Genomic DNA, 13,350 nt, shown 5'->3' on the forward strand with positions numbered 1-13,350 from the left:
CCCGCGCCGTGCCGCCCGCGCCGACCCCCTTCCTCCCGCTCCCCTTCCCCTGGCCCCTGCCTCTCGGGGCCTGACCGGCCACCCGCCGGGGCGCCGCCCGGAAGGTCCCGGTCCGGACCGCATTCCCTTCCCTGCCCTTCGGTGGCTTCCGGCCCCTGCCGGCCACCCGAGCCCGTGATATAAGGGGCGACCATGCGCACCTCCTCCCCCGCCCGGCTCGCCGTCCTGTTGCTGGCGCCGCTGCTCCTGCTTCCCGGCTGCGAGAGCCTTGGCCTCGGAAGCTGGGACGGGAAGAGCAGTTCGCTCGGGGCCCGGACCGATCCCTCGACCCAGAGCCCGGAGGCGCTCTACGCCGCCGGCATCGACTCGCTGAAGGCGGAGCGCTACGGCCAGGCGGTGGATCTGTTCGACGCGGTGGAGCGCGAGCATCCCTATTCGACCTGGGCCACCAGCGCGCGGCTGATGGGGGCCTATGCCGAGTATTCGCGCAACCGCTACACCGAGGCGCTGGCGCAGCTCGACCGCTTCATCCAGCTCCACCCGGCGCATCGCGACATCGCCTATGCCTACTACCTGCGGGCGCTCAGCTATTACGAGCAGATCAACGACGCGCAGCGCGACCAGACCAGCACGCAGCAGGCGATGACCGCGCTGCAGGACGTGATCAACCGCTTCCCCAACACGACCTATGCCCGCGACGCCCGGCTGAAGATGGATCTCGCCCGCGATCACCTCGCCGGCAAGGAGATGAACATCGGCCGCTTCTACCAGCAGCGCGGCCTCTACGCGGCGGCGATCAACCGCTTCCGCACCGTGGTGGACAACTACCAGACCACCAACCACGTCCCCGAGGCGCTGCACCGGCTGACCGAGATCTACTTGGCCATGGGACTGACCGAGGAGGCCCGCCGCACCGCCAGCGTGCTGGGCCACAACTACCCGGGCAGCCCCTGGTACCAGGACAGCTACGCCCTGCTGGAGACGGGCGCCGAACCCTCCGCGCAGGACCGTCCCGGCTTCTTCCGTCGCGCCTGGAACGCCGTGTTCTGACGCCGCGGGCGTACGGCCCCCCGTACCCCGGGGGGAGGCGGCGCCTCCCCCGCCCGACAATCACACGGCACCTGCCACCCTATCGCGGCGCCGGTTTACGTGTACAAAACGGGAATACCGGCGGACGGGGGATTCGGCCGCTGGTATGAACCCGGTGCCGTGACCATCTCGGGGAGCCCCGTGCTCGCCTCTCTCCTCATCCGCGACGTGGTGCTCATCGAGCGCCTCGATCTCCGCTTCGGCCCCGGCCTGACCGTCCTCACGGGCGAGACGGGTGCGGGAAAGTCCATCCTGCTCGACAGCCTGGGCCTCGCCCTGGGGCAGCGGGCGGAAAGCGGCATGGTCCGCGCCGGCCAGGCCCAGGCCAGCGTGGTGGCTGCCTTCGCCCCCGCCCCGGACCATCCGGCCTATGCCCTGCTGGCCGAGCAGGGGATGGAGGCGGAGGACCAGATCGTGCTGCGCCGGGTCGTCTCGGCCGACGGCCGCTCCCGCGCCTTCGTCAATGACGAGCCGGTCAGCGTCTCGCTCCTCCGCCGCCTCGGCACGCTGCTGGTCGAGGTGCAGGGACAGCACGACCAGGTGGGGTTGGCCGACCCGGCGAGCCATGGCGGGCTGCTGGACGCCTTCGGCGGGCTGGAGCGGCGCCGCGCCAAGGTAGGGGACGCCTACCGCGCCTGGCGCGCCGCCGCCCGGGCGCTCGCCGAGGCGCGCGAATCCATCGCCGCCGCCCAGCGCGACGAGGAATGGCTGCGCCACGCGGTGGGCGAGCTGTCCGACCTCGCCCCCGAGGAAGGCGAGGAGGAGGAGATGGCCCGCGAGCGCCAGGGCCTCCAGCAGGGCGAGCGCCGGGCTGAGGCGATCGCCGCCGCCCTCTCCGAGCTGCAGCCGCGCGACCGCCGCGGCTCCACCGGCCCCGCCGCCGCGCTGCGCAACGCCGCGCGCGCGTTGGAGCGCCTGCCGCCGCCGAACGAGGAGGCCGCGCCCGCGCTGGCCGCCATCGCCGCCGCCCAGGACGCGCTGGCCGAGGCGGAGACGCTGCTGGAACGCCTGACCGCCGATCTCGGCCCCGATCCGCGCCGGCTGGAGCAGGTGGAGGAGCGGCTCTTTGCCCTGCGCGCCGCCGCCCGCAAGCATGCCGTGCCGGTGGTGGAGCTGCCCGGGCTGCTCGCCCGGCTGCGGGAGCGGCTCGGCGCGCTGGATGCCGGCACCGGCCGGGTCGCGGCGCTGGAGCAGGCCGCCGAGGCGGCGCGCGAGGCCTATGCCACCGAGGCCGTGGCGCTGACCGAGGCGCGCACCGACGCCGCCCGGGCGCTGGAGAAGGCGGTGGCGAAGGAGCTCGCGCCCCTGAAGCTGGACCGCGCCCGGCTGCACATCGAGATCGCCCCGCGCGAGGAGGCGGGCTGGGCGGCGGACGGCATGGACCGGGTGACCTTCCTCGTCTCGACCAATCCGGGGCAGCAGCCCGGGCAGCTCGCCAAGATCGCCTCGGGCGGCGAGCTGTCGCGGCTGATGCTGGCGCTGAAGGTGGTCCTCGCCCGCGGCTCGCCCGTGCCGACCCTGGTCTTCGACGAGGTGGACAGCGGCATCGGCGGCGCCACGGCAGCCGCGGTGGGCGACCGGCTCTCGCGCGTGGCGGATCGGTTGCAGGTGCTGGTCGTCACCCACAGCCCGCAGGTGGCGGCGCGGGGGGCGGCGCATTTCCGGGTCGCCAAGGGCGTGCGGGCCGAGCGCGCGGAGACCCGGGTGGAGCCGCTGGACAGCAAGGCCCGGCGCGAGGAGATCGCCCGCATGCTGGCCGGCGAGCGCATCACCGAGGCCGCCCGCGCCGCGGCGGACGAGTTGCTGGCCGGGGCGGCGTAGCCGGAGGCGACCCGGCGCCGTCTGCGGCGTTGCAGGAGGGCATCCTCAGCAAGGGAGGGCCCGCCATGGCCCAGTTCGACGGCAAGGTCGTCCTCGTCACCGGCGCGAGTTCCGGCATCGGGGAGGCGACCGCGCGCCGCTTCTCGCGGGACGGGGCGGCGGTGGTGCTCGTCGCCCATCACCACGGCGACCTCGACCCGGTGGTGGCCAGCCTGCCGGCCGACCGCACGCTGGGCCATGTGGCCGACGTCTCCGACCTGAAGCAGGTGGAGGGGATGGTCCAGGCCGCCATCGGCCGCTTCGGCCGGCTGGACGTGCTGGTGAACAATGCGGGCATCGCCCCCACCGGACCGATCCTGGAAGCCTCGGTCGAGGACTGGCACCGGGTGATGGCGGTGGATGTGGACGGCGTGTTCTTCGGCACCCGCGCCGCCCTGCCGCACCTGCTGAAGACCAGAGGGTGCATCGTCAACACCTCCTCCGTCTCCGGGCTGGGCGGGGACTGGAACATGAGCTTCTACAACGCCGCCAAGGGGGCAGTGAGCAACTTCACCCGCTCCCTGGCCCTGGAGCTGGGCCCGCAGGGCGTGCGGGTGAACGCGGTGGCGCCGTCCCTCACCTTCACCGGGCTGACCCGGGACATGAAGTCGGACGACGCACTGCTGGCGAAGTTCGCCGAGCGCATCCCCCTGGGCCGCGGCGCCGAGCCGGAGGAGATCGCGGACGTCATTGCCTTCCTGGCCAGCCACGACGCGCGCTTCGTCAACGGCGTGATCCTGCCGGTGGATGGGGGGCTCAGCGCCTCCAACGGCCAGCCGCCGCAGGCATGACGGGTACGGCATGGCGGACCTGCCCGTGACCCGGGGGTAAGGCGCTGCCTCGCCCCCGATACCCCCTAACCGCCAGAACGCGCTGATCCCCTTCGGGGGCCCTTGGACCCGTTTGGCACTGCCGCGGGACAGCCTGTGTCGGGGTCGATGCGCCGGAGGTCCTGGACCTCGGGCGGGTTCGGCCGACACGCTCTCTGACGGCCTCCCGCTTCTCTGAATCCCGTCCGACAGCGCGTTCTCAGGGTTCAGCCCGCAGACCGACCCCCCCCCCACCCCGAGCCAGACTCCTGCCGGGGTCCGGGGGCCGGCTCGCCCCCGGCGGAGAGGGTCCGGGAGAGGCGGAGCCTTTCCCGGGACGTGGCCACAGGCAACATGCCGCCCCTTGCTGCCCAACCCGTGCCGCGCTTGCCTGGGCCGGCTTGGGCAGGAGGAACGGGTATGGCGCTGGGCGAGCCACTGGCGGGGGTGCGGGCGCTGGTCTTCGACGTCTTCGGCACGGTGGTGGACTGGCGCGGCGGCGTGGCGCGGGAGGCGGCGGCCTTCCTCGCCAACCACGGCGCCGACCCGGCCGAGGCGGCGCGCTTCGCCGATGCCTGGCGGAAGCGCTACCAGCCCGCGATGGAGGAGGTGCGCAGCGGCCGCCGCCCCTTCACCCGGCTGGACGTGCTGCACCGGGAGAACCTGGAGGGCGTGCTGCCGGAATTCGGGCTGGACGCGATGGACGTGCCAGGGGAGGAGCTGGACGCGCTGAACCTCGCTTGGCACCGGCTGGACCCCTGGCCGGATGCGGTGGAGGGGCTGACGCGGCTAAAGGCGGGGGCGATCGTGGCGCCGCTCTCCAACGGCAACATCGTGCTGATGATCGACATGGCGAAGCGCGCCGGCCTGCCCTGGGACGCGATCCTGGGGGCGGAGGTGGCGCGGGCCTATAAGCCGACGCCGGATGCCTACCTCCGCACCGCCGAGATCCTGGCGATGGCGCCGGAGGAGGTCTGCCTCGTCGCCGCCCATAACAGCGACCTGGCCGCCGCGCGGAACTGCGGCCTGCGCACCGCCTTCATCCCCCGCCCCATGGAGCACGGGCCGGGACAGACCACCGACCTGCACCCGGAGCAGGAATGGGAGGTGGTGGCGGACAGCCTCACCGGGCTGGCGGACCGGCTGGGGCTGTAAAGCGGGCGCACCTCTTCCGCATATAGGGTAGCTGATAGGAATTCCGTCATGCGGCCGGCGCGGGGCGGCTCGCACGGGCTTGTGTATCGGGCGGGGCCGGCGACGACCCGACATGGAGCGCCAATCCGCGACGCTTCAGGAACTTCGCCCGTGCCGCGCCATGCCACGAACCTCATGTGGGCCGATGCCCTCGCGCTTCTCGCCCGTACCGAACAGCTGCACCGCAGCTTCTTCCAGCCCGTCCAGGCCGGCTGGGAACCGCCCGTCGACCTGCTGGAGACCCCGCAGGAGCTGATCCTCGTCGCCGCCCTGCCCGGCGTCCGCGCCGCGGATGTCGAGCTGGTGATCGGTGGCGGGGAGCTGGTGGTGGCAGGCCACCGCCGCCTGCCGCCCGCCCTCCGCAATGCCCGGGTCCACCGGCTGGAGCTGCCGCACGGCCGCTTCGAACGCCGCGTGCGGTTGCCCGCCGGCACCTACGAACTCGCCCGACGCGACCTCACCGAGGGCTGTCTCACCGTCATCCTGAGGAAGCTCGGCTGATGGACATCCAGAATAGCGGTGCCGGCACCGGCACCCCGGACAACGACCCCGTGATCAACGAGACCTCTCCCAACGAGCTGATCCTCGTCCCGCTGCGCGAGGCCGTGCTCTTCCCCGGCATGGTCGTCCCCCTGGCCGCCGAGCGGCCCGAGCCCCTGGCCGGCCTGCAGGAGGCCGCGCGCCAGGGCCGTCCCGTCGCCGTCGTGCTCCAGCGCGACCCGGCCGCGCGCGGCACGGAGCTGGAGGAGCTGTACCCCATCGGGGTGGAGGCGCGGCTGCTGCGCTACGTCACCTCGCCCGACGGGAAGAACCACACCGCCATCGTCCAGGGCACCGGCCGCGTCCGGCTGCTGGAGCGCACCGGCACCGATCCGCTGACCGTGCGGGTGGAGCGCCTGGCCGAGCCCGCCGGCGGCGCCGGGCCGGAGCTGGACGCCCGCATGCACCAGTTGCGCGAGCAGGCGCTGGAGGCGCTGCGCCTGATCGGCCAGGTGCCGCAGGAGCTGCTGGCCTCCGTCCAGTCCATCGACCAGCCGGGCGTGCTGGCAGACATGGTGGCCGGGCTGCTGGACCTGCCGCTGGCGCAGAAGCAGGAGATCCTGGAGACGCTGGACATCCGCGCGCGGCTGGACCGCGTGCTGTGGCAGCTCGCCTACCGGCTCCAGGTGCTGCGCCTCTCGGCCGATATCGGCCGGCAGACGCGCGAGACCATGGAGGGCCGCCAGCGCGAGTTCATGCTGCGCGAGCAGCTCAAGACCATCCAGAAGGAGCTGGGCGAGGGCGACGAGCGCGGCCCGGAGCTGGACGACCTGCGCGCCGCCCTCGACAAGGCGAAGCTGCCCGAGGAGGTGGAGAAGCAGGCGCGGCGCGAGCTGCGCCGGCTGGAGCGGATGCCCGAGGGCAGCCCGGAATCCGGCATGGTGCGGACCTACCTGGAATGGCTCTCCGAGCTGCCCTGGCAGTTGGGCGACGCGCCGGAGATCAGCATCCCCGAGGCGCGGAAGATCCTCGACGACGAGCATTTCGGCCTGGAGAAGGTGAAGCGCCGCATCCTGGAGTTCCTGGCGGTGCGGCGGCGCAACCCGGAGGGGCGCGGCCCGATCCTGTGCTTCGTGGGCCCGCCGGGCGTGGGCAAGACCTCGCTCGGCCAGTCCATCGCGCACACGCTGGGGCGGCCCTTCGTCCGGGTCAGCCTGGGCGGCGTGCACGACGAGGCGGAGATCCGCGGGCACCGGCGCACCTATATCGGCGCGCTGCCGGGCAACATCATCCAGGGCATCCGGCGCGCCGGCGCCCGGGACTGCGTGATGATGCTGGACGAGATCGACAAGCTCGGCGGCGGCGGCTTCCAGGGCGACCCGGCCTCCGCGATGCTGGAGGTGCTGGACCCGGAGCAGAACGGCACCTTCCGCGACGCCTATCTGGGCGTGCCCTTCGACCTCAGCCGGGTGCTGTTCATCGCGACGGCCAACCAGCTCGACACGATCCCGGGGCCGCTGCGCGACCGCATGGAGATCGTCGCCCTCTCCGGCTACACGGCCGAGGAGAAGGAGGCGATCGCCCGCCGCTACCTCCTGCCCCGCCAGCTCAAGCAGAACGGCATCGGCGAGGCGGAGGTCGCGCTGGACCCGGACGTGCTGCCGGCGGTGATCGAGGACTACACGCGGGAGGCGGGGGTGCGCTCGCTGGAGCGGGAGATCGGCGGCGTGATGCGCCACGCCGCGGTGCGCCTGGCCGAGGACGCCACGCCGCCGCTGCGCATCCACCGTGCCGACCTGCCGGCCATCCTCGGCCCGGCGCGCTTCGATCCGGAGGTGGCGGGGCGCGCCCCCCTCCCCGGCGTGGTGACCGGCCTGGCCTGGACGCCCGTGGGCGGCGACATCCTGTTCATCGAGGCGAGCCGCATGCCCGGCAGCGGGCGGCTGATCCTCACCGGCCAGCTCGGCGACGTGATGAAGGAGAGCGCCCAGGCGGCGCTGTCCCTGGTGAAGGGCCGCGCCGAGGCGATGGGGATCGACCCCTCCCTGTTCGAGAAGCGCGACATCCACGTCCACGTCCCGGCCGGGGCGACGCCGAAGGACGGGCCTTCCGCCGGGGTGGCGATGTTCCTGGCGCTGTCCTCGCTGATGCTGGGGCGCGCGGTCGATCCGGCCATCGCCATGACCGGCGAGATCAGCCTGCGCGGGCTGGTGCTGCCGGTGGGCGGCATCCGCGAGAAGGTCGTGGCGGCGGCGCGCGCCGGCATCACCACGGTGATGCTGCCCGCCCGCAACCGCCGCGACTTCGACGACATCCCGGCCAGCGCGCGCGAGAAGCTGCGCTTCGTCTGGCTGGAGACGGTGGAGGACGCCCTCGCCGCCGCCCTGCCGGGGGTGGAGGCGCGGGAGCTGGAGGCGGTGGGCTAGGGCGATCTGGGAGGAAGGCGCAGCCTTCCTCCCGGCCCCGCCCCTCCGGCCGGGGCAGCCCCCGCGCTTGTCCCGCCCCGGATGCGAACGTATCGTTGCGCGTCAGGTCCGGAATCGCCCGATGCGCCTTCTGTCCGCCCTCCTGGGCCTCTCTGCCGTACTGGGGGGCTGCGCGGGCCCGGGCGATCCCATGCAGCACGACGCCCAGCGCTGTGCCGCCGCCGGCTTCGCACCGGGCTCCATGGCGATGGCGCAGTGCATGAACACGGCCGCCGGCAGCCGCGCCACGGATGACTACATGGCCCAGCGGCGCTTCCAGCAGATGCAGGACCAGACCCGGCGTCAGCAGGAAGACATCGACGCTGCCAACCGGATGCAGGAGGAGGCTGCCCGGGCCCGCGTGCTGGGTCGCTGAGGCGGCGCGCCTCGTCCAGAGCGGGAGCCCGGTGCGGGATGGCGCCGGGCACAGGCGCTGCCATCGCGGTACGCCTTTGACCGTCGCTGCCCCCGGCCCGGCAGGCGCCGGGCCCCTGCCACCCTCACGGGCTACAGCAACGACGGCTCGGCGCCGGCCCGGCGGGCCTCGCCGGCCACCTTGTCCGCCCAGCGCGTGGGCTCCGGCAGGCGGTAGCCAGCCAGCCAGTCCAGCACGTGCCGCACCGCGCCCTCCTCCGAGACCCGGTGCCCGACCGAGACGTAGACCGGCTGCACCCCGCGCTTCGTCCGCAGCACGGTCGCGATCCGGCGCCCCTTCCAGACCAGCGGCACCGTGCTGCCGGGCGCCTCGCCCAGCTCGCCCTCCGGACGGCCGACCAGGATCGACTTGGCCACCCCGATGGTCGGCCGGTCGATCAGCACGCCCAGATGCGCCGCGATGCCGCAGCCGCGCGGGTGGCTGATGCCATGCCCGTCCACGAAGACCAGGTCCGGCGGCTGCGGCAGGCGGGACAGGGCCTCCAGCACGAAGGGCACCTCGCGGAAGCCCAGGAAGCCGGGGACGTAGGGGAAGGCGGGCACGCCCGCCGCCAGCCCGTGCGCGACGGGGCGGCCGCCGGCGGGGGGCCGGAGCAGCACGGCCAGCGCCCGCACCCGGTCCGGCCCGCCGCGCGGGGCGCCGGAGCAGTCCACGCCCGCGACCAGGCCCGGCGGGGCGCCGGAGAGCGGGCGGTCCTCCGCCACCACCCGCTCCGCGATCTCGCGCTGGGCGACCGTGGCCTCAGCCAGGGTGGCGGGTTGCAGCCAGTCGCGCGGGGGGTCGGTCATGACGGTCGCCTCCATGTCCGGGAAACGCCGTGGCGGCGCGGCCGGCCGCATCAGGCTCCTTCGGCGGCCGCGCGTTCGAGCCGGGTGCGCAGGTCGCGGATATCCCGCGTCAGCCGCACCAGCCGGTCCAGGGGCAGGCCGGTGCCCTCGGCGACGCAGCGCGTCACCGCCGCGGCCTCCTCCCGCAGCCTCTGCCCCCTCTCCGTCAGGCTGACGATCACCCGCCGCTCATCCGCCTCCGAGCGCCGGCGCGTGAGCAGACCCAGCGCCTCCAGCCGCTTGAGCAGCGGGGTCAGGGTGCTGGTGTCGAGCGAAAGCTGCTCGCCCAACCGCCCGACCGTCACCCCGTCCTCGCGCCAGAGCGCAACCATCACGAGGTACTGCGGGTATGTGAGACCGAGGCGCTGCAACGGGCGCCTATACAGGCGGTTGAAGGCGAAGCCCGTGGAATGGATCGCGAAGCACAGCATCGCGTCGAGATCGGGGGGCGGATCAGGCTCGGGCATGGGCCGGAAATATGTCGCACGCGACCGTGTCGCAAGCGTTGACACCACCGCGCCCGTCTTCTAAATAGTGCCCAACAATATCGCGCACGATATTGTTGGCTGAAGGTGAGGAACTGATCATGCCGGTTGACGCGAAGTACAAGACGACGGCCACGGCGAGCGGCGGCGGCCGCGACGGCAAGACCGCGCTGGCCGATGGCACCATGTCCCTGCAACTGACCGTGCCGAAGGAGCTGGGCGGCCCCGGCGGCGATGGCGCCAATCCGGAAAAGCTGTTCGCCCTCGGCTATTCCGCCTGCTTCCTGGGCGCCATGCGGGTCGCGTCGAACCAGACCAAGATCAAGGTCCCCGAGGGCACGACGGTGACCGCCACCATTGGCATCGGCCCGCGCTCGGAGGGCGGCTTCGGCATCACCGCCGCGCTCGACGTCTATCTGCCCGGGCTGGCGGAGGAGGAGGCGCGCAAGCTGGTCGAGACGACCCACGGCATCTGCCCCTACTCCAACGCCATCAAGGCCAGCGTGGACGTCCAGACGACCACCCGCGCCTGAGCACGGCCAGGGACGCCGCGCCGGGCCTTCCCCGCGCGGCGCCCCACCCTCAGACCACGCCGGACCGAGCCGAGCCGATGAGCCCGAACCGTGTCCCCGACACCGTCTTCCACACCCGCGTCCGGGACGACGCGCTGGGCGGCCCCAACCCCTATGCGTGGAAGCGCCTCACCAGCCAGGAGGTCTTCGGCGGCCGGCGGATCGTGCTCTTCACCCTGCCCGGCGCCTTCACCCCCGCCTGCTCGGACAGCTACCTGCCGGGCTACGAGCGGCACCACGACGACTTCCGCGACCTGGGCATCGACCAGGTGATCTGCCTTGCGGTGAACGACGCCTTCGTGATGTTCCAGTGGGCGCGGAGCCGGAACATCGAGAAGGTTTTCATGCTGCCCGACGGCAATGCCGACTTCACGCGGCGCATGGGCATGCTCGTCGACCGCTCGCAGCAGGGCATGGCGATGCGGAGCTGGCGCTACGCGATGCTGGTGGAGGACGGCGCCATCACGGCGTTCTTCGCCGAGCCCGGCATCCGCGACAGTCCGGAAGGCGTCAGCCTGACCGTCTCCGACGCAGAGACGATGCTGGCGCATCTGCGCGGCGAGGGCCGCTGAGACGGAAGCCGGCGCCGCCGCCCCCCTGGCGCGCCCGCGCCCGGCCCGGCTAAGCCTCGGCCCATGCGTCGCCCGCCAGAGACTCCCTCCGCCGACGAGCCCGCCATCACCGGCGAGGCCGTCCGCGCCGACCACCTCCGCGCCGCCGACCCGGCCAGCCTGACCGAGGAGGAGGCGGCCGCCGAGCTGGCTGCCCTGGCCGGGGAGATCGCCGCCGCCGACATCGCCTATCACCAGCACGACGCGCCGGTGATGACGGACGCGGCCTATGATGCGCTGCGCCGCCGCAACGCCGCCATCGAGGCACGCTTCCCCGAGCTGAAGCGCGGCGACAGCCCGACCGAGGCGGCCCCCGGCGCCCCGCCCGCCGCCGGCTTCGCCAAGTCCCGCCACTTCACGCCGATGCTGTCGCTGGACAACGCCTTCGGCGCGGAAGACTTCGCCGAGTTCGCCGCCCGAATCCGCCGCTTCCTGGGCCTGCCGGCCGAGGAGGTGCTGCGCTTCGTGGCGGAGCCCAAGATCGACGGGCTCTCGGTGAACCTGCTCTACGAGGCGGGGCGCTTCGTGCGCGGCGCCACGCGCGGCGACGGCACGGTGGGGGAGGACATCACCCGCAACCTGCTCACCCTGGACGAGCTGCCGCAAACCCTCCCCGCCCCCTACCCCGCCCGGATCGAGATCCGCGGCGAGGTCTTCATGACCAAGGCGGAGTTCCTCGCCTTCCATGCCGAGCAGACCCGGCTGTTCGAGGAGCGCGAGCGCCGGCGCGAGGCGGGCGAGCGCGTGGGCGAGGCGATCCGCGTGCCCGTCAACCCGCGCAACGCCGCCGCCGGCTCCCTGCGCCAGCTCGACCCGGCGGTGACGGCAAAGCGGCCGCTGCGCCTCTTCGCCTATGCCCAGGGCGAGTCGAGCGAGCCGGTGGCGGAGACCCATTCCGGCTATCTGCAACGCCTCCGCGACTGGGGCTTCCAGGTGAACCCGCTCTCCCGCCTGCTGCCGGACGAGGCGGCGGCGGCGGGGTTCCAGGCGGAGATGGGGCGGGAGCGCTCCGGCCTCGCCTATGACATCGACGGCGTCGTCTACAAGCTGGACCGGCTGGACTGGCAGGCCCGGCTGGGCTTCGTCGGCCGCGCGCCGCGCTGGGCCATCGCCTGGAAGTTCCCGGCCGAGGTCGCGACGACCAGGCTGCTCGCCATCGAGATCCAGGTCGGCCGCACCGGGGCCCTGACCCCGCGCGCGGTGATGGAGCCGGTCGGCGTCGGCGGCGTCCTGGTCCGCCACGCGACCCTGCACAACGAGGACGAGATCGCCCGCAAGGACGTGCGCGTGGGCGACACGGTGGAGCTGCAACGCGCGGGCGACGTGATCCCGCAGATCCTGTGCGTGGTCGATCCCGACCGCCCCGGCCGGGGCGTGCCCTGGGTGCCGCCGACCCATTGCCCCGCCTGCGGCAGCCACGCGGTGCGGCCGGAGGGCGAGGTGGTGCGGCGCTGCACCGGCGGGCTGATCTGCCCAGCGCAGCAGGTGGAGCGGCTGATCCACTTCGCCGCCCGCAACGCGATGGACATCGACGGCCTGGGCATCGAGAACGTCGAGCAGCTGCACCGCGAGGGGCTGGTCGCGACGCCGGCCGACCTGTTCCGCCTGGCCCCGAAGGCGGAGGCGATGCGCGCCTGGCCCGGCTGGGGCGCCAAGACCAAGGGCGGCGCCTCGCGCAAGGTGGAGAACCTGCTGAAGGCGATCGAGGCGCGTCGGAGGCCGAGTCTGGAGCGCTTCCTCTTCGCGCTGGGCATCCGCCGCATCGGCGAGCAGAACGCCAAGCTGCTGGCGCGCCATTACCACACGGTGGAGGCGTGGCGGGAGGCGATGCTGGCCGCGCGAGTCGTCGGCTCCGAGGCGCGGGAGGCGCTGGGCAGCATCCAGGGCATCGGCCCCGCCATCGCGCAGGAGCTGGTGGAGTTCTTCGCCGAGCCGCGCAACCTCGACGCGCTCGACGACCTGCTGACGGAGGTGACGCCCGAGCCGGCCGAGGCGGTGGCGGAGGGCGTGCTGTCCGGGAAATCCGTCGTCTTCACCGGCAGCCTGGAGACCATGACGCGGCAGGAGGCGGAGGCGCGCGCCGAGGTGCTGGGCGCCAAGGTGGTGAAGAGCGTGTCGAAGAAGACGGATTTCGTGGTGGTCGGCACCGATGCCGGCTCCAAGGCGACCAAGGCGGCGGAGCTGGGGCTGCGCGTGCTGAGCGAGGCGGACTGGCGGGAGATGGCCGGCTTCGACGCCTGAACCGCTTCACGTCCCCGCGGACGTGCGCCGGGAGACTGAAGCCCGACATCGGCTTCGCGGGAAGCGCACGCTGTTCGGCCGTGCGGCAGGGGCGGATTCGCCAGCCGGTCGGGACGTCGTGTGCCGAGTCCGGGATGAGGCGACCGGACGCGACACCTCGTGGCCGAAGCCCGGGGCTTCCCGGTGACGGCCGCGGCCTTGCACCCGCGAGTGCAACCTGCACAACAACTCGCCTCCAGCCGGAAGCGCGGGGACATCCGTGGCCACGGAGCGAGCGCTTT

At 73.3% G+C, this 13,350-nt stretch carries 12 protein-coding genes; 10 read left to right on the forward strand and 2 right to left on the reverse strand.

From position 1 onward, the window contains the following. Positions 1-192 precede the first annotated feature (192 nt). The 7 genes from LPC08_RS15520 to LPC08_RS15550 all read left to right on the forward strand — a co-directional run bounded on the left by LPC08_RS15520 (position 193) and on the right by LPC08_RS15550 (position 8,273). Positions 193-1,050, forward strand: coding sequence for an outer membrane protein assembly factor BamD (locus LPC08_RS15520; RefSeq protein ID WP_230449139.1), 858 nt, complete (start codon positions 193-195; stop codon positions 1,048-1,050). Between the two features lie 180 nt (positions 1,051-1,230). Continuing rightward, a complete protein-coding gene (gene recN / locus LPC08_RS15525; RefSeq protein WP_230453095.1) occupies positions 1,231-2,910 on the forward strand; it encodes a DNA repair protein RecN in 1,680 nt (559 codons plus the stop codon). A 65-nt stretch (positions 2,911-2,975) separates the two neighbouring features. Continuing rightward, entirely contained in the window at positions 2,976-3,740 is a 765-nt protein-coding gene (gene budC, locus LPC08_RS15530; protein WP_230449140.1) for a meso-2,3-butanediol dehydrogenase, read from the forward strand. Positions 3,741-4,178: 438 nt separating this feature from the next. Then, on the forward strand, positions 4,179-4,913 hold the full coding sequence (locus LPC08_RS15535) for a haloacid dehalogenase type II (protein WP_230449141.1): 735 nt from the start codon (positions 4,179-4,181) through the stop codon (positions 4,911-4,913). 150 nt (positions 4,914-5,063) lie between these two features. Continuing rightward, positions 5,064-5,453 carry an Hsp20/alpha crystallin family protein gene (locus tag LPC08_RS15540; RefSeq protein WP_230449142.1) on the forward strand — a complete coding sequence of 130 codons (390 nt, stop codon included), beginning with the start codon at positions 5,064-5,066 and terminating at the stop codon, positions 5,451-5,453. Continuing rightward, positions 5,453-7,858, forward strand: a complete 2,406-nt coding sequence (gene lon / locus LPC08_RS15545; RefSeq protein WP_230449143.1) for an endopeptidase La — start codon at positions 5,453-5,455, stop codon at positions 7,856-7,858. Before LPC08_RS15540 ends, lon begins: the two co-directional genes overlap by 1 nt. 121 nt (positions 7,859-7,979) lie before the next feature. Beyond that, positions 7,980-8,273 (forward strand): hypothetical protein, encoded by a 294-nt coding sequence (locus tag LPC08_RS15550; protein ID WP_230449144.1) that lies wholly within the window; start codon positions 7,980-7,982, stop codon positions 8,271-8,273. Positions 8,274-8,404: 131 nt separating this feature from the next. Here the strand turns inward: LPC08_RS15550 and LPC08_RS15555 are convergent, their stop codons facing one another. Both LPC08_RS15555 and LPC08_RS15560 read right to left on the reverse strand, forming a co-directional pair. Beyond that, entirely contained in the window at positions 8,405-9,121 is a 717-nt protein-coding gene (locus LPC08_RS15555) for an endonuclease V (protein ID WP_230449145.1), read from the reverse strand. A 50-nt stretch (positions 9,122-9,171) separates the two neighbouring features. Further along, on the reverse strand, positions 9,172-9,627 hold the full coding sequence (locus LPC08_RS15560; RefSeq protein ID WP_230449146.1) for a MarR family winged helix-turn-helix transcriptional regulator: 456 nt from the start codon (positions 9,625-9,627) through the stop codon (positions 9,172-9,174). 119 nt (positions 9,628-9,746) lie between these two features. On the opposite strand from LPC08_RS15560, the gene LPC08_RS15565 reads away from it, so the two are divergent. The 3 genes from LPC08_RS15565 (at position 9,747) to ligA (ending at position 13,069) form a co-directional block, all read left to right on the forward strand. Then, positions 9,747-10,178, forward strand: coding sequence for an organic hydroperoxide resistance protein (locus tag LPC08_RS15565; protein ID WP_230449147.1), 432 nt, complete (start codon positions 9,747-9,749; stop codon positions 10,176-10,178). A 77-nt stretch (positions 10,179-10,255) separates the two neighbouring features. Continuing rightward, the gene (locus LPC08_RS15570; protein ID WP_230449148.1) at positions 10,256-10,789 is read left to right on the forward strand and encodes a peroxiredoxin; all 534 of its coding nucleotides are present in this window, start codon (positions 10,256-10,258) and stop codon (positions 10,787-10,789) included. 63 nt (positions 10,790-10,852) lie between these two features. Beyond that, positions 10,853-13,069: an NAD-dependent DNA ligase LigA gene (ligA, locus tag LPC08_RS15575; protein ID WP_230449149.1), complete on the forward strand. Its 2,217-nt coding sequence runs from the start codon at positions 10,853-10,855 to the stop codon at positions 13,067-13,069. Positions 13,070-13,350: the final 281 nt, after the last annotated feature.

The sequence above is a fragment of the Roseomonas sp. OT10 genome, assembly GCF_020991085.1.
Lineage (GTDB): Bacteria > Pseudomonadota > Alphaproteobacteria > Acetobacterales > Acetobacteraceae > Roseomonas > Roseomonas cutis.